Annotated in this window: 22 protein-coding genes and 1 other RNA gene; 6 read left to right on the plus strand and 17 right to left on the minus strand. The window is 47.5% G+C overall.

Annotated features, from left to right (window positions below; translation table 11 throughout):
- The 7 genes from mraY to mraZ are packed head-to-tail and all read right to left on the minus strand — an operon-like array spanning position 1 to position 7,379.
- Positions 1-1,083: a phospho-N-acetylmuramoyl-pentapeptide-transferase gene (mraY, locus tag NJR55_RS03550; protein ID WP_253617920.1), complete on the minus strand. Its 1,083-nt coding sequence runs from the start codon at positions 1,081-1,083 to the stop codon at positions 1-3.
- Positions 1,077-2,480: a UDP-N-acetylmuramoyl-tripeptide--D-alanyl-D-alanine ligase gene (locus NJR55_RS03555; RefSeq protein ID WP_253617922.1), complete on the minus strand. Its 1,404-nt coding sequence runs from the start codon at positions 2,478-2,480 to the stop codon at positions 1,077-1,079. Before NJR55_RS03555 ends, mraY begins: the two co-directional genes overlap by 7 nt.
- On the minus strand, positions 2,477-3,943 hold the full coding sequence (murE, locus tag NJR55_RS03560) for a UDP-N-acetylmuramoyl-L-alanyl-D-glutamate--2,6-diaminopimelate ligase (RefSeq protein ID WP_253617924.1): 1,467 nt from the start codon (positions 3,941-3,943) through the stop codon (positions 2,477-2,479). The genes NJR55_RS03555 and murE overlap by 4 nt, the downstream gene beginning before the upstream one ends.
- Positions 3,940-5,673 carry a peptidoglycan D,D-transpeptidase FtsI family protein gene (locus NJR55_RS03565; RefSeq protein WP_253617926.1) on the minus strand — a complete coding sequence of 578 codons (1,734 nt, stop codon included), beginning with the start codon at positions 5,671-5,673 and terminating at the stop codon, positions 3,940-3,942. Before NJR55_RS03565 ends, murE begins: the two co-directional genes overlap by 4 nt.
- Positions 5,664-5,981 (minus strand): cell division protein FtsL, encoded by a 318-nt coding sequence (ftsL, locus tag NJR55_RS03570; protein ID WP_011233690.1) that lies wholly within the window; start codon positions 5,979-5,981, stop codon positions 5,664-5,666. Before ftsL ends, NJR55_RS03565 begins: the two co-directional genes overlap by 10 nt.
- Complete coding sequence (gene rsmH / locus NJR55_RS03575; RefSeq protein WP_253617928.1) at positions 5,974-6,921, minus strand: 16S rRNA (cytosine(1402)-N(4))-methyltransferase RsmH; 948 nt, start codon at positions 6,919-6,921, stop codon at positions 5,974-5,976. Before rsmH ends, ftsL begins: the two co-directional genes overlap by 8 nt.
- Positions 6,921-7,379 (minus strand): division/cell wall cluster transcriptional repressor MraZ, encoded by a 459-nt coding sequence (mraZ, locus tag NJR55_RS03580; protein ID WP_011233688.1) that lies wholly within the window; start codon positions 7,377-7,379, stop codon positions 6,921-6,923. Before mraZ ends, rsmH begins: the two co-directional genes overlap by 1 nt.
- A gap of 224 nt (positions 7,380-7,603) precedes the next feature.
- Here mraZ and NJR55_RS03585 point away from each other — a divergent pair, with 224 nt between their 5' ends.
- Positions 7,604-9,742, plus strand: a complete 2,139-nt coding sequence (locus NJR55_RS03585; RefSeq protein WP_253617930.1) for a putative bifunctional diguanylate cyclase/phosphodiesterase — start codon at positions 7,604-7,606, stop codon at positions 9,740-9,742.
- Positions 9,743-9,754: 12 nt separating this feature from the next.
- Here NJR55_RS03585 and rnpB read toward each other — a convergent pair.
- Positions 9,755-10,104, minus strand: an RNA gene (rnpB, locus tag NJR55_RS03590) — RNase P RNA component class A.
- Positions 10,105-10,150: 46 nt separating this feature from the next.
- Positions 10,151-11,005, minus strand: coding sequence for a 16S rRNA (cytidine(1402)-2'-O)-methyltransferase (gene rsmI, locus NJR55_RS03595; RefSeq protein WP_253618059.1), 855 nt, complete (start codon positions 11,003-11,005; stop codon positions 10,151-10,153).
- Positions 11,006-11,080: 75 nt separating this feature from the next.
- Between rsmI and NJR55_RS03600 the strand changes: the two genes are divergently transcribed.
- Genes NJR55_RS03600 through dolP form a run of 4 tightly spaced genes read left to right on the plus strand, consistent with a single transcriptional unit; the run spans position 11,081 to position 14,418 of the window.
- Positions 11,081-12,964 carry a penicillin-binding protein activator gene (locus tag NJR55_RS03600; protein WP_253617932.1) on the plus strand — a complete coding sequence of 628 codons (1,884 nt, stop codon included), beginning with the start codon at positions 11,081-11,083 and terminating at the stop codon, positions 12,962-12,964.
- A complete protein-coding gene (locus NJR55_RS03605) occupies positions 12,942-13,292 on the plus strand; it encodes a YraN family protein (RefSeq protein ID WP_253617933.1) in 351 nt (116 codons plus the stop codon). Before NJR55_RS03600 ends, NJR55_RS03605 begins: the two co-directional genes overlap by 23 nt.
- A 2-nt stretch (positions 13,293-13,294) precedes the next feature.
- Complete coding sequence (locus NJR55_RS03610) at positions 13,295-13,837, plus strand: SIS domain-containing protein (RefSeq protein WP_253617935.1); 543 nt, start codon at positions 13,295-13,297, stop codon at positions 13,835-13,837.
- 5 nt (positions 13,838-13,842) lie between these two features.
- On the plus strand, positions 13,843-14,418 hold the full coding sequence (gene dolP, locus NJR55_RS03615; protein WP_253617937.1) for a division/outer membrane stress-associated lipid-binding lipoprotein: 576 nt from the start codon (positions 13,843-13,845) through the stop codon (positions 14,416-14,418).
- 12 nt (positions 14,419-14,430) lie between these two features.
- Here dolP and NJR55_RS03620 read toward each other — a convergent pair whose 3' ends face one another.
- From NJR55_RS03620 to zapE, 8 genes are all read right to left on the minus strand, one after another.
- Positions 14,431-14,841 (minus strand): ClpXP protease specificity-enhancing factor, encoded by a 411-nt coding sequence (locus tag NJR55_RS03620; protein WP_114982062.1) that lies wholly within the window; start codon positions 14,839-14,841, stop codon positions 14,431-14,433.
- Positions 14,842-14,867: 26 nt separating this feature from the next.
- A complete protein-coding gene (sspA, locus tag NJR55_RS03625; protein ID WP_011233680.1) occupies positions 14,868-15,491 on the minus strand; it encodes a stringent starvation protein SspA in 624 nt (207 codons plus the stop codon).
- An 84-nt stretch (positions 15,492-15,575) separates the two neighbouring features.
- A complete protein-coding gene (locus tag NJR55_RS03630) occupies positions 15,576-16,310 on the minus strand; it encodes a cytochrome c1 (protein ID WP_253617939.1) in 735 nt (244 codons plus the stop codon).
- Positions 16,307-17,575: a cytochrome b gene (locus NJR55_RS03635; RefSeq protein WP_253617941.1), complete on the minus strand. Its 1,269-nt coding sequence runs from the start codon at positions 17,573-17,575 to the stop codon at positions 16,307-16,309. Before NJR55_RS03635 ends, NJR55_RS03630 begins: the two co-directional genes overlap by 4 nt.
- Entirely contained in the window at positions 17,575-18,165 is a 591-nt protein-coding gene (gene petA, locus NJR55_RS03640) for a ubiquinol-cytochrome c reductase iron-sulfur subunit (RefSeq protein ID WP_253618060.1), read from the minus strand. The genes NJR55_RS03635 and petA overlap by 1 nt, the downstream gene beginning before the upstream one ends.
- Positions 18,166-18,390: 225 nt before the next feature.
- A complete protein-coding gene (gene rpsI, locus NJR55_RS03645; RefSeq protein WP_011233676.1) occupies positions 18,391-18,783 on the minus strand; it encodes a 30S ribosomal protein S9 in 393 nt (130 codons plus the stop codon).
- Between the two features lie 17 nt (positions 18,784-18,800).
- On the minus strand, positions 18,801-19,229 hold the full coding sequence (rplM, locus tag NJR55_RS03650; protein WP_034818651.1) for a 50S ribosomal protein L13: 429 nt from the start codon (positions 19,227-19,229) through the stop codon (positions 18,801-18,803).
- A 197-nt stretch (positions 19,230-19,426) separates the two neighbouring features.
- Positions 19,427-20,521: a cell division protein ZapE gene (zapE, locus tag NJR55_RS03655; protein WP_253618062.1), complete on the minus strand. Its 1,095-nt coding sequence runs from the start codon at positions 20,519-20,521 to the stop codon at positions 19,427-19,429.
- 119 nt (positions 20,522-20,640) lie between these two features.
- On the opposite strand from zapE, the gene NJR55_RS03660 reads away from it, so the two are divergent.
- Entirely contained in the window at positions 20,641-21,105 is a 465-nt protein-coding gene (locus NJR55_RS03660; protein WP_253617943.1) for a Z-ring associated ZapG family protein, read from the plus strand.
- Positions 21,106-21,181: the final 76 nt, after the last annotated feature.

The following is a 21,181-nucleotide window of genomic DNA, read 5'->3' on the forward strand; positions in this document are numbered from 1 at the left end:
TTAACGCAACTTCAAAGTTGCGAGTCCTATCAGTACAAAAATTAGCGACAATATCCAGAAGCGAACAATTACCCGCGGCTCCGGCCACCCTTTTAACTCATAATGATGATGAATAGGCGCCATACGGAAAATACGCTTACCCCTCAACTTATAGGAACCCACCTGCAACATTACCGATACTGTTTCCATAACAAACACACCGCCCATAATGAACAGCACCAGTTCCTGCCGGACCAATATAGCGATAATGCCAAGCGCGGCTCCCAGCGCCAACGAGCCAACGTCGCCCATAAAGACAAGAGCCGGATAAGTATTGAACCAGAGGAAGCCAAGACCGGCGCCAACAATAGCGGTGCACACCACCAACAATTCGGCGGTCAAAGGTAAATACGGAATTTGCAGGTACTCAGCAAAATTCACGTTGCCGGATACGTAGGCGAAAATTCCCAAAGCCGCAGCTACCATAATGGTTGGCATAATGGCCAGGCCGTCCAGACCGTCGGTTAAATTAACCGCATTACTGGTACCGACAATGACAAAATAGGCCATGAGCATATAAAGCATGCCCAACTGCGGCATCACATCTTTGAAGAATGGAACGAGAAGAGCGGTTTCAGCGCCCTGAGTGCTGCTCCAATAAAGGTAAACGGCGGCGACGCTGGCAATGACTGACTGCCAGAAATACTTCCACTTAGCGATTAAACCTTTCGGGTCTTTGCGTACAACTTTGCGGTAATCATCGACAAAGCCTACGATACCAAAGCCAGTAGTAACCAATAAAACGACCCAAACGTAGCGGTTATCGAGATCGGCCCACAATAGTGAAGAACCCAAAACCGCTGCCAGTATCAATACACCTCCCATAGTCGGCGTACCACTTTTTACTAAATGACTTTCCGGGCCGTCATCCCGCACCGTTTGCCCTATCTGTAAACGCTGCAAACGGCGAATTAATGTTGGTCCTAACCACAACGACAAAACCAGTGCGGTCAAAACACTGAGTATTGCCCGCAAGGTTAAGTAGGAAAACACGTTAAACGCGCTTTCAAACTGGGTTAGGTACTCCGCCAACCAAACTAACATGCGTGCTTATCCTCTACGCTGTCACTGACCGTGACAGCCTGCTGTATTGCTGCAACAACGCGCTCCATATGTGCGGAGCGTGAGCCTTTAACCAGCACTGTGACAGGTTGCTTGCCGGTCTGTTCTGTAAGTCTTTGTAAAACAGACTCAACCAGCGACTGTAAGCTACCGAAGTGTTTGCCTCCGTGGCCGTTAAAGACCTCGCTGGCACTTTGACTAAGCACGCCCAGGCTGTATAAGTTATCAATACCGGTGCCTATAGCATGTTCACCAATGTCCTCGTGGTAAGCTCGCGCATCGGCGCCCAACTCACCCATATCGCCCAATACAAAAATGCGATAGCCCTGATAACTTCCCAGTAAATCCAGGGCAGCTTTAGTTGAGGCAACGCTAGCGTTGTAGGTGTCATCAATAATGCGTAAGTGATCACTCACTTTTATGGTGGTTAGTCGCCCCTGGGCAGGTTGAACCTGCTGCAGACCGGTAACGATATCATTCAGCGATATACCCAGTTCATTTGCCGCAGCAGCTGCAGAAAGAGCATTAAGCACGTTGTGCCGACCACTTAGTTTAAGCTCCAGCTGTTTTGTTTCTCCGCCTAAATGCAGAGTAAACGACGGATGCCCTTCTCCGTTCAGTGTTACGTCGCTGGCGTAAACGTCGGCGCTATCGCTCAAGCCAAAAGTCTTCCACTTCATATCGCTGCAAGCTCGTTGCCAGCAGGGATAAAATTCGGAGTCGCGAGGGGTAATGGCCGTTCCCTGGCCACCCACTCCACGGAAAATCTCAGTTTTAGCACGGGCAACCCCGTGTAAACTTCCGAAACCTTCAACATGGGCAGCGCTCACATTATTCAATATGGCGACATCGGGCTTGACCAAATCTGTGGTGTAAGCAATTTCACCCGGATGATTCGCACCCAGTTCAACCACTGCGTATTTGTGTTTTTCCTGCAGGCGCAACAATGTAAGCGGCACACCAATATCGTTATTAAAGTTACCCTGCGTGGCCAATACCGGATGACGAATAGATAAAATGGCTGCCAGCATTTCTTTTACTGTGGTTTTACCGTTGCTGCCGGTGACAGCCACGGTTTTCGGCGCTACCTTCGCCTTAATAGCCGCACCTAAGCGCCCCAGCGCATGACGACTGTTCTCGACAATAATCTGGCGGCACTCGCTATCCACTTGCTTTTCGCAAATAACGGCCGATGCGCCTTTAGCTATAGCCTGTTCGACAAAGTCGTGGGCATCAAAATTCTTGCCTTTTAAGGCTATGAACAACGCGTCGGTTAAATCTGCTCTAGTGTCCGTGGACACTGCATCAATTGTACAATCAGAGCCAATCAGGCGGCCTTCCACCTGCTCCGCAATCCATTTCAGTGATACTGAGATCATGCGCAGTCTCCTTGCAGCCATTCGCTGACTACCGCTCGTTCGTTATAGTCAATGCGTTGAGTACCAATAACCTGATAGTCTTCATGCCCTTTACCAGCTAGTAGTACAACGTCATCTTTTCCGGCTTCCCGCATTGCGCGTATAACAGCCTCCCGGCGACCCGGCCAAACCTTAACCTGAGTTTTATCCGCAATACCGGTCAAAATATCTTCAATAATTTGTTCCGCGGGTTCTGTCCGCGGGTTGTCATCGGTAACCACAACAACATCAGCGTAATCTGCCGCTACTTTACCCATTTGCGGACGCTTACCACGGTCACGGTCACCGCCGCAGCCAAATACACACCATAAACGCCCCTTACAATGCAGACGCAGCGCGCTCAGTACCTGGTGCAAAGCATCCGGTGTATGCGCGTAGTCAACCACCACCAGCGGCGACTGATTATTATGGAAGGCTTCCATTCGCCCGGGAACAGGCTGCAAACTGCCACAGGCTTTGCCGATATCCGCAAGTGGTTTATTCAGTTTCAACAGTACCGCAACCGCGCAAAGTAAGTTATAAACGTTGAAACGCCCCAACAATGGAGTTTCAACGACGCAGGATTCACCCTGCCAATTTAAGCTGAACACAGAGCCTTGCTCATGAAACTGAACTCCGGTCGCTTGTAGGCAGGGTTCATTGGGGCTGGCATTAAGGCTAACCCATAAGTCCGTTAAATCATCCTGCTGCCACTGGCTTAACGTGTCGTCATCGGCGTTAACCACTCGGTTTCGCACGCCAAAATCAGCAAATAAACGTTGTTTTGCGGCCACGTAATTTTCCATGGTGCCGTGATAGTCGAGATGATCCCGACTGATATTGGTAATGGCGGCCGCCGCAAAGTGTAAAGCCTCGACACGACGCTGTATAAGTGCGTGTGAAGACACTTCCATAGCAACCAGTTCTGCGCCTTCAGCCAATAGCGTGGCCAGGCGTTGCTGGACGGTAACGGCATCTGGTGTGGTATGACGCTCAGGTAATAAGCGACCAATAAGTCCGCTTCCGGTTGTACCAATAACAGCCGCTTCCATACCCAGTGCTTTTGCCAACTGCGCCATAATGTGGGTAACCGACGTTTTACCATTGGTTCCAGTCACACCAACCAGCTTCATTTTTTCTGATGGATGCCCAAAAAAGTTACCGGCAATACGAGAAAGGTGCTCACGAACGCCACTAAAACCGATGACGACCACACCCCGGCGCTGTTCAACCGCCATTCCCGGGGCTTCAGCAATAACTGCCGCTGCACCAGCATCAATAGCCGCATCGATATAAGCCCGGCCGTCGGTTTCATAGCCAGGAATAGCGACAAAAACATCGCCATTAGCAACTTGCCGGCTATCGAGTTTTATACCACTAACGGTAACATCCGGAATGGAAAACGACGTCGGCAGCATAGTTAGCAACTCTGCAAGCTTCATCATTTATCTCCTCCAAAGCCCGCAGCATGTACCTGCGTATCATCCAGGTTATCCGGCGGTATATTCAGTAGCCGCATAGTTTGCGATACGATTTTTGAGAACACCGGAGCCGCGGCTGTGCCGCCATAATAGTCATCGGTACCCGGTTCGTTTATTGTCACCACCACAACCACTTTCGGATCACTAACCGGAGCTATCCCCGCAAACAAAGCGACGTATTCATCACCGTACCCGCCTGTTGCTTTGGTTTTACGCGTAGTTCCTGTTTTTCCTGCAATACGATATCCGGGAACTTGTGCTGCTGTGGCGGTTCCATCGCGAACCACCTCTTCGAGCATATGCATGACGGCTCGGGTGTTATCCGGGTTGAAAACTTGCTCTGCAGGTAAAGGCGATTCCTGCCTGAAAATCGTCAGCGGTCTTTTTTTCCCGCCATTAGCGATAATGTTATAAGCGTTAGCCAGTTGCAGTGTCGTTGCCGACAAACCGTAGCCATAAGCCAATGTCGCAGTTTCAAAATCCGACCAGCGCCGTCTGCCACTTAGCAAACCAATACTCTCGCCTAGCAAAGCTATCCCGGTGTCGCTGCCTAAGCCTGCGTCGGCGTAGGTTTGCAATAAAGAGTCAACGCCAAGATCCAAAGCTATTTTAGTTACACCCACGTTAGATGAATGTTCAAGCACCTCGCTCAATGTCAATTCGCCATAGTCACGAGGATCACTCACCCGGCGTCCACCGATTCTTAACCAGCCGGGGCTTGTATCAATGGTATCGCCGGCTTTATGCCGGCCTTTTTCTAGCGCACCAAGAACCACAAGAGGTTTCATCGTTGAACCTGGTTCGTAGCTGTCGGTAATCGCCCGGTTTCGCATTCTGAAAGACTGCAGATCGGCGCGATTGTTAGGGTTATAGGACGGGCTATTGACCATAGCCAGCACTTCACCTGTCTCGACATCCAGCACTACTGCCGAGCCTGAAGTTGCCTGATTGTAGCGCACGGCTTTTTTCAGCTCGGTATAAGCAGTTGCCTGTATACGTTGGTCGATACTCAGTGTTAGCTGTTTTGGTTGTTGTGCATCTGTCTGGCTAATTTCTTCAACAACCCGCCCTTGTGCGTCCTTGCGGTAAACTCGCTTACCCGGTTTGCCGGTTAAATGTTCGTCATACAACAGCTCCAGACCTTCTTGTCCGACGCCGTCTATATTGGTTAAACCAATTAGGTGCGCACTGATTTCTCCGGTAGGGTAATAACGACGAGATTCTGTTTTTAAATACACACCCGGAATTTTCAGCTGCTTCACATAGTCGGCTTCAGATGGCGTAACTTTGCGTTGCAGATAAACAAAACGTTTTGATGGGTCATCCACTTTACTGACCAGCTCTTTGCGATTCATACGGAAGGTTTCCGCCAAAGCCTGCCAGCGCATTTCATCCGCTAAAGCATCTTTGTCAGCAATTCGTTTAGGATCGGCCCACACAGTTTCTACGGGGACGCTAACCGCCAGTTCGCGTCCGTTACGATCAACAATAGTACCTCGCTGAACCGCAACACTGGACGCCCGTAAACTGCGCATATCACCTTGCAGTGAAAAGGCATCGGGGCTTATCACCTGAATATAGGCTGCGCGTGCAATTAACACAGAAAATACACCGAACAGCAGGGATACTGCGGTGTAAAAGCGCCAACGAGTACCCGCTGGTTCTGTGTGCTTCTTGCGACGAGTCACTGCCATGAAACCAACACCTCCTGCTCTGGTTCAACGTCCCGCATGCCGAGTTGTTCCTGCGCAATACGTTCAACCCGACTGTGTTCAGTCAGTGCGTTTTGTTCCACCACAAGGTGCCGCCACTCACGATCCAGAGTGTCCCGGTGCGACAATAAATCATCACGCTCGCCGGTTAACTGCCGATTCAAATGAGCGGTATAGACAATACTTAACGCATTCCCGATAACCACCACACTGAGAAGCAAAATCCATTTGTGCTGCAATAAATCTTGTAGCAACATTTTCATCAGACTGGGATAACGCTGCTTAGTCATTGTGAACCCTCCTTGCTATGCGCAACACAGAGCTGCGCGAACGAGGATTAACCTGCACTTCAGCTTTACCCGGCTTAATCGCTTTGCCGACTTTCTCCAGCGCTTTATCTTTATTGCGCTCAGCTTCAGTTACCGGCAAGCCCGGAGGTAACTGCTTTCCTTCGCTGTGCTTACGAATAAAGCGTTTTACTAAACGATCTTCCAGACTATGAAAACTAATAACCACCAGTCGGCCGTCTTCTTTCAGACCCGACAGAGATGCTTCCAGCGCTTGCTCTATTTGCTCCAGTTCGCGGTTAATGTGAATGCGAATGGCCTGAAAGGTTCGTGTTGCCGGGTGTTTATGCTTTTCTTTTACCGGACTGACGCGGGCAATCATTTCCGCAAGCTGCTTCGTGCGGGTAAAGGGCTTTTTCTCGCGATCCATCACAATAGCGCTGGCTATACGGCGGGCAAAGCGCTCTTCTCCGTATTCTTTAAGAACCCAGCTAATATCATCCTTTTCTGCACGATTAAGCCATTCGGCGGCGGTTTCTCCGCTGGTGGTGTTCATCCGCATATCCAAAGGGCCATCTCGCATAAAACTAAAACCGCGCTCAGCGTCATCTAATTGTGGGGAAGATACGCCAAGGTCAAATAGAATCCCGGTCACTTGCCGGTTCAACTGCAGATCGTCAAGCACCTGTTGCAGGTTTGAGAAAGGGGTGTGGATAATTTGAAAACGGGGGTCGTCAGCAAATGCAGCCGCAGCAGCAATAGCTTCAGGGTCCTGATCCAGGGCAATAACGCGGGCGTCGTCACCTAACTGGTTAAGCAGCGCACGCGTGTGTCCGCCGCGACCAAATGTGGCGTCGATGTATGTGCCTTGCGGATCAGTCGCTAATGCTTCTATCGACTCTTCCAGTAGCACCGAAACGTGTTGCGGTGACGTTGTAATCATTATAATGAAAAGTCTTCTAGTCGTTCGTTGAGAGTAAAGTCACCTTCGCGTTCAACATCCATGTCCTGCGCCACTTGTTCGTGCCAGGCGTCTTCATTCCAAACTTCAAATTTATTCAGCTGCCCGACAAGCATCAGTTTTTTCTCTAAACCGGCGTGTTGTCTTAACGGAGCTGACAGGAGCAGACGACCATTTTTATCCATTTCACAGTCGTCGGCGTGGCCTAAAAGAAGTCGCTGTAGGCGACGTTCTGCAGGGTTCATACTGGATAATCGAGTCAGCTTTTGCTCAATGATTTGCCACTCGGGAAGCGGGTACAGCAACAGGCACGGTTGCTTAATATCAATCGTGCAGACCATTTTGCCTTCACAGTCTAATGACAACGCATGGCGATATTTAGCCGGTATGGCTAACCGCCCTTTGCTATCCAGACTTAATGTTGTTGCACCTCGGAACATGATCCCACCTGATCATTGCGATCCACTATTATCCACAAATCCCCACAATGTTACAGTCTAGGTGTCTCTCTTTCCCACTGTCAAGAAAAAACCTCTCTATTTGTCAGGCCTTGACGGTAAATTTACATTAAGCGGTTGATGCAACGCGTAAAATTATTTTTCCGTTAGAGCTCGTATAATTTTTGTGCGATACTCATTTCAGTTTTGATGAGCAACGGTAATTAATGAAACGCTACTTATTCGTTATTTTTGTCAGCTTCTGCATCCTGGTAACCGGCGTTATCTGGTTTGCTGAGAATCAGCACTCGCAGGTAGTAGAGTCACGCAAACGAGTAGCTACCGAACGCTTAGGTAAACTCCGTGCCGCGCTGGAAGGTCAGATCAATTCCTCGTTAGCCACGGCTCGTGCGCTACAGGCCGAAATTAAGCTCTCACCAGACATTTCCCCGGAACGTTATCGACTACTAATGCAGGAATTGATTAGCGGTGATGCACCAATACGCCATGTAGCGTTAGCGCCTAACTTGATAATTGAGTTTGTATACCCGTTGGCTCCTAATAAAGCCGCACTGGGTTTTGATTACCGCACCTCACCGGCACAGTTCGAAAGCGTTCAGGAAGCCATTCAGAAAAAGCGAATTATTATTGATGGCCCGGTCAATTTAATACAAGGAGGCTGGGCGCTAATTGCCAGGGCTCCGGTTTTTATCAATGACAATAAGCTGTGGGGGATGATTGCTGTGGTCATTGATATAGGAGACTTGCTTGCCAGCAGTGGTCTGGACTCCGTAGACGATTACCTTTTCGCGTTAAAGAAAGAAAACGGCAATGGCGACCACCTGTTTGACTTCGGCGACGCTTCACTCTGGGACGAAGATTACGTCGCCATTGAAGTGGCAGTTTCAACCGGCAAGTGGATACTGGCTCTGGCTCCAAAAAATTCAGTTTGGGCCGGTCGCGGTAGCATTTATTGGATCATTATTGTCGCCGGACTGCTGTTGTCCTTTTTAATGACCGCCTTTATGTACAATTTGGTGACGACGCAAAGCCGCCTGCGTTCGGCGCTTGTTACTATTGACCATCAGGCGCATTTTGATTCGATTACTGATTTACCGAATCGTCGGGCTTTTGTCGACTACCTTGATCAACTTACCCAGAAAGGCCGGGAACAACACTTTGCCATTCTATTCATCGACCTTGACCACTTTAAAGAAGTTAACGATAACCTTGGCCATGATGCTGGCGACGAACTATTAGTTTCAGTTTCTGACCGTTTACGAAACCAACTACGGGGTTCAGACTTCATTGCCCGTATTGGTGGTGATGAATTTGTTGTCGTTATTAACCGTTTTACCTCGCATCAAATAATTAATGACCTTGCCAGCCAAATTAACCGGCAGTTAAGTGAGCCTTTCAACTTACGCCAGAACCAAATTCAAACCACCTGCAGCATAGGTATTGCGCTTTACCCTGATGACGGCATCAAAGCCTCTGAACTATTAAAAAATGCCGATCTTGCGATGTACGCAGCAAAAACGGCAGGGCGACGCACGCATTACTTTTTTAACGACGAATTAAGAGAGCAAACTGAACGCCAAAATGCCATTCATAAACGGATGCGTGAAGGCCTTAAGCGGCATGAGTTTTCTTTGGTTTATCAACCCATCATCGACTTCAGCACCGGTAAAATCAGTAAATGCGAAGCGCTGTTGCGCTGGCAGGATGAAGATGGAAACATGATTTCGCCCGCTGAATTCATTCCAGTTGCTGAACGTACAGGGCTTATTCATGAATTAGGGCAGTTTGTTCTGGAGCAAGCTTGCGTTGACTGGGCTGTCGTACACAAGTCTGGTTACCCCATTGAGGTCTCAATTAACCGCTCCGAACGTGAACTTAACGATATGGAGTCAGCCAAACGATGGCTGTCCTGCATCAGTCAGCATGGAATACCTAATACCAGCATAACCTTTGAAATTACCGAGTCACTGTTAATGAGCAATAAACAGCGGCAATTACAAATTTTACATTATTTGCGGTCTCAGGGAGTGCAGTTGGCAATCGACGATTTTGGGACCGGCTATTCCAGTATTAACTACCTGCAGCGGTATCCTGTGGATTATATAAAAATAGACCGTAGCTTTTTAAATCAGGCACCTCAAAACAAGGTGCAGGTAGCACTGCTGGATGCGTTGTTGCAGGTAGCCAGAGCTTTGGATATTAACGTTATTGCCGAGGGTGTTGAAACCCGGCAACAGTGGGAGTTACTGCAGCAACAACGATGCGATTTTGCACAGGGCTACTTTATTAGTGAGCCATTGCCGCTTAATGAATTATTAAAATTTCTAAAAGACTGGCAGTTTTAAAACCCTAAGAAGGTGGAGAGCCGGCCGATAAGCCGGGTTCTGTCGTGGACAATCATTCATCTAGTGATCAGGTTGCCCTGACCCTCAAGCAGTCTACCCGGGTTCAACGCGGGCCGCGCCAAAGAACCCCTATTTGACCTTGCTCCGGGTGGAGTTTACCGTGCCACAAACTGTTACCAGTTGCGCGGTGCGCTCTTACCGCACCCTTTCACCCTTACCTGTGCTGCAAGCAGCCATCGGCGGTTTACTCTCTGCTGCACTAGTCGTCGGCTTACACCGCCCAGGCGTTACCTGGCACCCTGCCCTATGGAGCCCGGACTTTCCTCCCCCTGTAAACAGGCGGCGATTGTCTGGCCAGCTCTCCGCGGGGGATTCTACGCTGCAGCAGGCATTAACTCAATCTTTGTTTCACTCATTATTTTTATTCTCAAGCGCCCACTGGTAGAGTTCATTTTTTCGTTCATCGTGAATTTTTGCGGTCATAGCTGCCGCCTTTTTTAACGGCAACTCTTCTAGTAACAGTAGTAACGTGCGCTTAGCCGCTTCTCCCGGACCGTCACGAACATCGGCTTCCGACTGCGCAGGTGCTATTAGCAAAACCATTTCGCCGCGCTGTTGGTTCGTATCGTCGGTTAAAACCTGCAACAATTCAGCCGCAGTGCCATTTAAGTAAGTTTCAAACTGCTTAGTCAGCTCGCGCGCAAGCACTATCTGCCGGCCACTGCCTAAAACCACATTCATGTCAGCCAGCGTATGCAAAATTCGATGAGGGCTTTCATACACCACAACAGTTCGGGGTTCGATTTTCAGAGCCTCCAGCTTTGCACGACGTTGCTGCGGCTTTGATGGCAAAAAGCCTTCAAAAGCAAAGCGGTCTGTTGGTAACCCGGCTGCAGACAGAGCAACCGTAACAGCACAGGCACCGGGTAACGCAATAACCTTCAACCCACGCTCCCGACAACGATGCACCAAAACATAACCAGGGTCATTGATAAGTGGCGTACCTGCGTCACTGACTAACGCCAGCGAATCACCTTGCAGCAAACGTTCGATAACCGCGTCCACACGCTGTGTCTCATTATGTTCATGCAGCGCGAATACATCATTTTGTATACCATAATGCTGCATTAGCTTGCGTGTGTGTCTAGTATCTTCCGCTGCAATGGCTGCAACTTCAGCCAAGGTTTTAACTGCTCTTTCCGTTATATCGCCTAAATTACCGATAGGTGTCGGTACAATATAAAGAATGCCCTGCTCTGTCATAATCAGTCTCTGTTTGTTTCCAACGTCAATGCCGTTTATAGTATCACCGAACAGGCACCAAAGCGGAACCTTACAGTGTTTAGAACTCATTCATTTGTACTTTTAGCTCTAATGGCATTACTGGTATTAACCCAGTGTACCTCGGCACCTGACCGTTCAACGAAGGGCCCGGCAGAGGCTGTCGATGTCGCTGATCAGGAATTAAGCTTAACAGAAGAAAAGTCAGCCAGGGACTGGTTACAGGAAGCCGATGCAGCAGCAAATGAAGTTGAGCAACACTCGGCTTTAATAAGAGCCGCTAATGCTTTTCAAAATGAACAACAGTGGCAACAGGCGGCCACTATTCTTGCGCAGTTAGCTCCGCAAAAAATTACTCATCACAGTCAGAAATATTACCGCCTGGCAAAAGCCCGTTGGGCCGCAGAACAGAAAATCTGGGCAAAGGTAATAGAAGAGCTAGAAGATGTAGCCACTCAGTTTAATCAACGAGAATTTCGCGTTCTTAGTTTGCAATTACTTTCACAGGCAGCTTATCAGCAACAAGACTACTGGCAGTCGCTAGTCTGGCAAGTTGATGCCCAGCGCTTTGCCGAACAGCGGAATACCGATACAGTCTGGTCCATTGCACGCCGGATTAAACAATCAGAGCTGCCGCAGCAGCGGCCTAACGATTTAGCCCTGGCGGGTTGGTGGCGATTGGTCGATTATCATCATCAGGCAATGACTCGCCCTGATAATCTGACATCATACTTAAATCAGTGGCAACAAAGCTTCCCAAACCATGAAGCCGCTACTCTGGTCGAAGCCTGGCTTGAGCCATCATTAAAGCCATCAGAACTTGAACCGGAAGCCGAACAGGCATCCCCGGAACCCACCCTCGCGGTATTATTGCCATTATCCGGCCGCTATAAGCAACAAGGCCAGGCTGTGCGTGACGGTGTTATCGCCCGCACCGGCGAAATGAAAAACCTAAGAGTTGTCTTTATAGACAGCGAAGCGGGCGACATTGAGTCTCAGCAAAAGCGAATAGAGGAACTGAGCCCCGTAGGAATTATTGGCCCACTCTTAAAAGACAAGGTAGCCGCGTGGTCAGCACAACCTATTACGGGTATTCCTCAAGTTTATCTTAATCAGATTGACGATGAAGCAACACAAAATTCATTAACCAATATTTTTTTCGCACTAAGCCCTGAGAGTGAAGCTGAGCAAGCTGCGCAGAAAATTAACAAGCAATTCCCCGGTTCAAAAAGTGCACTGGTAATTACTGCGGATGGCTCCAGCGGCCGCAGAATGGTTGATGCCTTCACCTCCAGTTGGGAAAATGAGCAGGCTGAACAGCCCACTATCTCCTATTTTTCTGAACGCGAAGATATGAAGGCTACGGTCGAACGGTCACTGGGGTTAACGGACAGTCAGCAGCGTATTCGCGCAGTTAAAATTGCCGCGGGAAAAATTATTGTCGATGCACAGGAACGCAGCCGAAGAGACATTAGTGCTATTTACCTGCCTGGCAATCTACAACAGACACGTCTGTTAAAACCCTTTATTGATGTCAGCGTTTCGCCATTTGCAGAACCTATTCCTGTTTATGCCAGCTCGGCTACCCATGAACTCAAAAATCGTTTAGGTGACTCAGATCTTAATGGCATTATTTTTTCAGATATTCCCTGGTTAATAGAGAATTCAGGTAAAAACATACTTCTAAGTCAATGGCTTGAATTGCGAAATGGGTGGGGGCTGTCGCTAGCGCGCTTAACCGCTATGGGATACGACAGCGTATCCTTGATTCAACGACTTGAGATGATGAACCGCATGCCCGGATTGGTTTGGTCGGGTTTAAGTGGTGAACTGCACATTGATAATTCAGTTGTTCAGCGGAAGCTTATTTGGGCTACCTTTAGTGAAGGAGAAATCACCTTAGCTAAGGAAGCAGACAATGCAGGAAGTCGTTACCGGTAAGCGCGCTGAATTACTTTCAGCCGAGTTTCTGAAGAAAAATAACCTTACAATTATTTGCAAAAATTACCGTATTGACGGTGGTGAAATTGATATCATAGCCCGAGACGGTCATTACTGGGTGTTTTGCGAGGTTAAGTTCCGGGACGATGAGAATTTTGCAGCGGTTATCGAACAAATTCGCCCGCAGCAATGTCGCCGAATTCGATACACCGCTCGCCACTACTTACTCAGTAATAATATCGATGAACATACTGCAGCTATGCGTTTCGACGTAATTGCAATAGTAGGTCAGCCAACAAAAATTGAATGGTTTAAGGACGCATTCTGATTATGAATGACGAATTGATTAAGGCGCTTTTTACAGAAAGCATACAGACACAAATTTCAGCGGTGGAAAGCCTGACCGATGAGATGGCCGCAACGGTTGAACTGTTGGTGGCTAATTTGTTGAATGGCCAGCGTGTCTTTTGCTGCGGCGACCGTACGACAGGAATCGTTGCACAGCACTTTGCAAACCTCATGACCGAAGGCATGAAATTAGAACGTCCTCCCTTTCCAGTACTGGCATTGGCTCTTGGCAAGCAAAAGCAACTTGCGGCACTCGGTCAAGCCGGTGATATTCTACTGGTCATAGCTGACAACCAGGAGAATGAGGAGTTGGCATCGGTTATGGAAACAGCTATTAGCCGCGATATGCTTATTATTGCTTTAACCGGCGAGGGCAACGATTCTGTTTCCGGGTTACTAGGTGCTAATGATATCGAATTAAGGGCGCCCAGTTTAAATCCAGCTCGTATATTAGAAACTCAGCTGTTTATTGTCCACGGCTTATGTGAACAAATTGAAAACACGATCTTTCCGCAGGAGCACTGAAGCGTATGACTTTATCTAGAACTTTTTTACCCGTCATTTTTATCAGTTTGTTAAGTTTACAGGGCTGCGCCGCAGTTGCTGTCGGAGCTGCCGCAGTAGGAATATCTTCAGCTACTGATCCGCGGACAATTGGAACACAAGTGGATGATCAGACTATCGAATTGAAAGCTAACGCTAAATTGGGAAATGACGAACAACTTGAAGATGCCCGCGTGGTCGCTATCAGCTACGATACTAATGTTCTTTTGGTTGGCCAGGTTCCAAGCGAAGCTCTGAAAAGAAGAGCTGAAGAGATCATCAAAGACACTAACGGTATCAATAAAATTTTCAATCAGCTGCGTATTGGCTCTAAGGCATCGGCAGCCGTGCGCGCCGGGGATAGCTGGATAACCAGCAAAATTAAGCTCAAGTTTGCTAATAATAAATCTATAGATGCAACTAATATCAAAGTAGTGACAGAGAACGCTGAGGTATTTTTACTAGGTCATGTAAGCGCGATTGAGGCAGATGCTGCGGTAGAAGTTGCCAGAAACGTAGATGGCGTTGAGCGGGTAATTAAAGCACTAACCATTAAGCGTTAGTGCTTTGTATTGTTACTTAACTACTTTTAGGTTGGGCTTTTTCTTTGCTGATTTTTGCTCAGCATCGTCACTACCCTTATCTTCTTCATCAAGCTCAGGCATTTTATCCAGCTCGGGTTCGGCCTCAAACATCGCTCCAGCACCGTTCTCACGAGCATAGATTGCTAAAGCCGCCGTCATAGGCACAATCACCTGCATTGGCTGTCCACCAAAGCGCGCGTTAAAGCGAACTTCATGGTCAGCCAGTTGCAGCCCCTGAACCGCCGTCGGAGAAATATTGAGTACAATTTGCCCCTCACTAACAAAATTCTGGGGCACAACGGTTCCCACAATAGTTGCATCAACCACCAAGTGTGGAGTCAGATCGTTATCAACTATCCACTCGTACAATGCACGCAGCAGATAAGGTCTTTTCGGCGTCATAGTAAAACTCCTCGACGTCGATGAAATTAATTACGCGCGAGTTCTTTCTCTTCTTCTGTTAAAGAGTCCTGGAACGTTTTGCGTTCAAACAGGCGTACCATATATTGCTTTATTTCTTTTGCGCCCTGACCTTCTAAATCGATACCGTAGGCTGGCAAACGCCAAAGCAGAGGAGCCAAATAACAATCAACCAGACTAAATTCTTCGCTCATAAAATACGGTGTATCTGCAAAAATAGGAGCCAGAGAAAGAATACCTTCTTTCAGTTCCTGCCTTGCCTGAGCGTCATTTTTTTGGATCTTTTCAGCCAGGCTATACCAGTCGCGCTCAATTCGGTACATCATTAAACGGCTCGTTCCACGAGCAACTGGGTAAACAGGCATTAAAGGAGGATGCGGGAAACGCTCGTCCAAGTATTCCATAATAATTTGAGCGTTATAAAGCACAAGCTCACGGTCAACCAGAGTGGGTTTAGCCTCTGGGTACGGATTAAGCTGTAACAAATCCTCCGGCGTACTTTCGTCGGTCACATAGGTAATTTCGACCCCAACACCTTTCTCAGCTAACACCAGACGTACCTGATGACTCTTTAAGTCATCCTTTCCTGAATATAACGTCATTACTGAGCGTTTATTTGCTGCAACAGCCATTCCTTTCTCCAGATAATATCAACGGCAAAAGGGTGGCAAGCCACCCTTTGTTAAGTCGTTGTCTAACAGACTGATAAGCCCCGATTATTTCAGGTCTTTCCAAAACTCTTTTTTCAGTAACCATGCCAAAATGGTGAATACCAGCAGGAAACCAAAAACAAACCAACCAATGCGACGTTGTTCTAACAACATAGGTTCTCCGGTATAAACCAGAAACGCGGTTAAGTCCAACATAGCTTGATCATATTCACTTTCGGATAAACGCCCGCTGCCATCGGTTTCAATCCCGACGTACACGTCTTCCATTTCACCGTCTATCAGGCGTTCTTCATAAGTCTTCTCAGGAAGCCCCTGAAGCTCTTGCAATACATGGGGCATTCCGACATTTGGGAAGACCGCATTATTGACACCGAAAGGACGGCTGTCATCTTTATAGAATGAACGTAAATAAGTATAAATCCAGTCGGCTCCGCGTACACGGGCTACGTTAGTCAGATCGGGTACCGCGGTACCAAACCAGTTCGCTGCTGACTCAGGATTCATATTGTTGGTGATCCTGTCACCGGCTTTGTTGCCGGTAAACTGCAAGTTCTCTTCGCCTAACTCCTGCGGAATACCAAGATCCTCAAAAGTGCGGTTATAACGATGGTACTGCAGTTGGTGGCAACCCAGACAGTAGTTCATGTATAACTGCGCGCCGCGCTGCAGTGAGGCTTTATCGTGTAAATCGACTTCGGCCTTATCCAAGGGAACTTCAGGGCCCGCCGCAAATACAAGCGACGGAACCAAAGTTACAAGAGCGATTAACAATTTTTTCATTTCGACGTCACCCTTTCTGGTACCGGTTTAGTCTTCTCGCGCTTACTGTAGAACCAAAGCAGCCCGAAGAATGCAAAGTACAGGAACGTAAATATCTGTGCGAATATTGTTGCAACAGGAGTTGCAGGTTGCGTTCCCAGATAACCCAGCACAACGAAACTGATGGCAAATACGCCGAGGTTTAGCTTATGCAACAGGCTACGATAGCGAATAGAACGTACTCGTCCACGGTCTAGCCAAGGCAACAGAGCCAGGAAGACAATAGCAGCGAACATCAAAATAACACCAAACAGCTTGTCAGGCACCGCACGTAAAATTGCATAGAACGGTGTGAAATACCATACAGGAGCAATGTGTTCCGGTGTCTTCAAGGGGTTCGCCGGCTCAAAGTTAGGCGGCTCAAGGAAAAAGCCTCCCATTTCCGGGTTGAAGAAAATAACGTAACAGAACAAGAACAAGAACACGCCGAACCCGAATAAATCCTTAATAATGTAGTAAGGGAAAAACGGAATAGAATCGACAATGTCTTTCTTGTTAGTAAAGCGCTCGTGGAACTTAAACTTCGGCTTTTCTTCGTCTGGCACAGAGCCTTTAGGCTTCTTAGTATCGATACCGTCAGGGTTGTTCGAACCAACCTCATGTAAAGCGACAATGTGCAGGAACACCAGAATAACCAGTACTAGCGGCAGAGCAATAACGTGCAGCGCAAAGAAACGGTTCAGTGTAGCCCCTGAAATAACGTAGTCACCACGTATCCATAAGGTTAAATCATCACCAATAACTGGTATGGCACCGAATAGCGAAATAATAACCTGTGCGCCCCAGTAAGACATTTGTCCCCAAGGCAGCAAATAGCCCATAAAGGCTTCGGCCATAAGCACCAGGAAGATGAACATACCAAACAGCCAAATAAGTTCACGAGGCTTCTGGTAAGAACCGTACATCATACCGCGGAACATATGCAGATAAACGACAACGAAGAACGCAGAAGCACCGGTGGAGTGCATATAACGCAACAACCAGCCGTATTCGACATCACGCATGATGTATTCAACCGAGGCAAAGGCACCCTCGGCACTTGGCACATAGTTCATGGTTAACCAGACACCAGTCAGTATTTGGTTAATTAATACGATGGTTGCCAAAAAGCCAAAAACATACCACATGTTAAAGTTTTTTGGAGCCGGATACTGCGCCAGGTGGATGTTCCAGGTTTTGGTCATGGGGATGCGGGCATCCATCCACTCTACAAATCGCTTAAACATTATGCTTGCCCCTTATCTTCACCCACCAAAATGGTGTTATCGTCGATAAAATAATGTGGCGGCACGACCAGGTTCAGTGGTGCAGGAACACCTTGGAATACGCGCCCTGCTACATCAAATTTAGAACCGTGGCATGGGCAGAAAAAGCCAGACTCAACGCCCTCAACGTGCTCCCCCATTCCACTAGCAAGATAAGACGGAGAGCAGCCAAGGTGGGTACAAATACCAACCGCAACGAAGAATTCTTCTTTAATTGAGCGATATTGATTTGCTGCATAAGGTGGCTGCTGCGGCTCTTGAGAATTCGGATCGCGAAGCTTGTCTTCGATATCACCTAATTCTTCAAGCATGTCCGGTGTACGGCGAACCACCCATACAGGCTTACCACGCCATTTAACACGGACTAGCTGGCCAGGCTCAGCTTTGCGTATATTTACTTCTACGGGCGCTCCCGCGTTTTTTGCTTTCGCACTTGGGTTCCACGATGCTATGAAAGGAACGGCTACTGCTACCGCTCCGGCACCACCTACCACTGAGGTTGCGACAGTCAAAAAACGACGGCGGCCTTTATCTACAGGCGCATTGCTCATCCATCTATTCTCCAGTTTTGGACGCTCCACGATGCGTTGTCGCGAAGTCGGGAATTAGCTGCTGCTTTGTCCGCTTATGCGGATTACAGAAAATGCTTTGAGATGATAATGAAAAGACACACTTTTTACAAGCTTAATAGCCGCCCTTATTGGTCTATTTCCATTTATTTTTGACATAAAAAAACCCAGCCGAAGCTGGGTTTTGCCACAAAAAACAAAGACGAATTAACGCTTTGAGAACTGTGGGCGTTTACGTGCTTTATGCAAGCCGATTTTCTTACGTTCAACTTGACGAGCGTCACGAGTAACGTAACCTTCTTTACGTAATGGACCACGTAAAGCTTCGTCGTATTGCATTAATGCACGAGTAATACCGTGACGAATTGCACCCGCCTGACCTGTAGTACCACCACCACTTACAGTGATGTACATGTCAAACTTTTCAGTCATTTCAACTAACTCTAATGGTTGACGAACAACCATTTGAGCCGTTTCACGACCAAAGTATTCGTTCAGTTCACGGTTGTTAATTTTGATGTTGCCGCTACCAGGACGCAAAAATACGCGAGCCGTGGAGTTTTTGCGACGACCAGTACCGTAGTATTGATTATCTGCCATAGTGTTCTTGCTCCGTATTATATATCCAGTTGTTTAGGTTGTTGAGCAATATGGTTATGCTCAGTACCTGCGTACACTTTCAGTTTACGGAACATGGCACGACCCAATGGACCACGGGGTAACATACCTTTCACCGCTTTCTGAATGACCATCTCTGGTTTCTTAGCAATCAGTTTTTCAAAACTGATTGATTTGATACCACCCGGAAATCCAGTGTGCGAGTAGTACATCTTGCCCTGAGCTTTATTACCGGTAACAGTAATTTTCTCAGCGTTAATTACAACGATGTAATCGCCGGTATCAACGTGAGGAGTATACTCAGGCTTATGCTTGCCGCGTAAACGACGAGCGATTTCAGTAGCTAAACGACCTAAAGTTTTGCCTTCAGCGTCTACTACGTACCAGTCGCGTTTTACCGTTTCTGGCTTGGCTACAAATGTTTTCATTGTATAAAACCTACATTTTAAAAGTTCACGGACAGTAATTCCGGGCTTCCCCGCGAATCACAACAATAAAAAAATGATAAAAATCATTTAGTTATCTGCTGCGACCGCTGCATTACGTTATGTAACACAACGGACTGTAACGTGGGCTGCGCGGATTATAGGAAAAATGCGGTTAAAGATCACGCATTTTCTGAAATTTATGCTTTATGAGCCATTGCCAGATATTCCTGACTTTGCATTTCCTGCAATCGGCTAACACAACGGCGAAATTCAAAAGTTAACTGGCCTTCCGTATAGAGTGCTTCAATACCCACATCAGCTGACAAAATCAGTTTCACCCGGCGCTCATAAAATTCATCGACTAACGCGATAAAGCGGCGGGCCGTATCATCTTTCCCTGCGCCCATTTGCTCAACATTACTAATCAATACCGCATGGTAAAGTCGGGCTATTTCCATATAGTCGTTTTGGCTACGGGCTGTCTTGCAAATGGAGGTAAAATCAAAAAACACTACATCGTCACACTCTGCCCGAACGTCAATATCCCGTCCTTCAATTTCAATACAGTCTGATTCGTACCGCTCTTTACATTCCGGCGCTAGCTCTTTGAAGTATTTCCATAAATTCTTATCGGCCTTTTCATCCAGTGGCGAATGAAAAATTTCAGCGCGCGTTAACGTCCTTAGTCGATAATCAATACCACTATCCACATTAACCACTTCGCAGTGCTGATTGATGAGTTTAATAGCAGGAATAAAGCGCGCCCGTTGCAGTCCGTTTTTATAGAGTTCGTCAGGAACAATGTTTGACGTGGCTACCAGCACCACCCCTTTCTCAAATAAGTACTCAAACAGCCTACCCAGTAACATCGCATCGGTAATATCCTGCACAAAGAACTCGTCAAAGCAGACAACTCGTGCTTCAGCGGCAATGTTATCAGCCACAATGCGTAACGGATCACTCTGCTTATCCAGTTGTTTAAGTTCATTATGAACCCGGTGCATAAATCGGTGAAAATGGATTCGCCATTTACGCTCAATTGGCAGACTTTCAAAGAATGTATCAACCAGATAGGTTTTCCCACGGCCAACACCACCCCAAAAGTAGATGCCCTGAGGCTGATCTGGCTCTTTGTTAAACCACTTTTTCCAGCGCGACAGGTTCTGATATTGATGCCACTCAATAAGCTCATCATGCAATCTTTGCAAATGTTTAACGGCGTTGAGCTGCGCAGCATCTTTCGAGAAATCATTGTGTTCGATATCATACTGATAACGTTCTAGTGGAGACATTTGCTGTTTGGACACTACCACTTCACCTCAGTTGGGATTATCCTATAAGTTAATATGTTACCATGAAGGTGAAGCGCAGCAATCATTCGCCGCTGCGACAGCTTGTTCAGGAGTTAATTATGAGTTGGATTATTGGAGTTCTGTTGGTCGTTGCTGGTGCTATCATTGGCTTTTTTGCGGCTCGTTACAGCCAGTCGAAAGGCCAGTCAGGCGATCTCGAAGAGCAAGTACAGCAAAGTCAGCAGCGTTTAACCGACTACCAAAGAGAAGTTGCCGAACACTTCGCCACTGCAAACGCTATGGTCGAACAACTGGCAGATACGCAGCAGCGTTTACAAAGCTACTTGAACCAAAGTGCTGAGCTGCTGGAGAAAAGCGATGTACAAAGTGACCTGCCTTTTTTCGCAGAAGACACAATTAAGCAACTGCGCGTAGCAAATTCATTAAATAAAGACCACCGTTCTGGCCGTGATAGCTATAGCGCCAATGATATTCCCCGCGATTACACCGAGGGTTCCAGCGGCTTATTTTCAAACAACTATGAACAAGACCCAGAAAAAGCGCCGTCAAAAAAAACATCTTGAAACATTTTTAGAGTGAACTCATATAGCCAACAGGCGGTCATAACTGGCGACCGCTTGTTAGTGCTTGATTAAGGAG

Source organism: Idiomarina rhizosphaerae (assembly GCF_024159085.1).
Lineage (GTDB): Bacteria > Pseudomonadota > Gammaproteobacteria > Enterobacterales > Alteromonadaceae > Idiomarina > Idiomarina rhizosphaerae.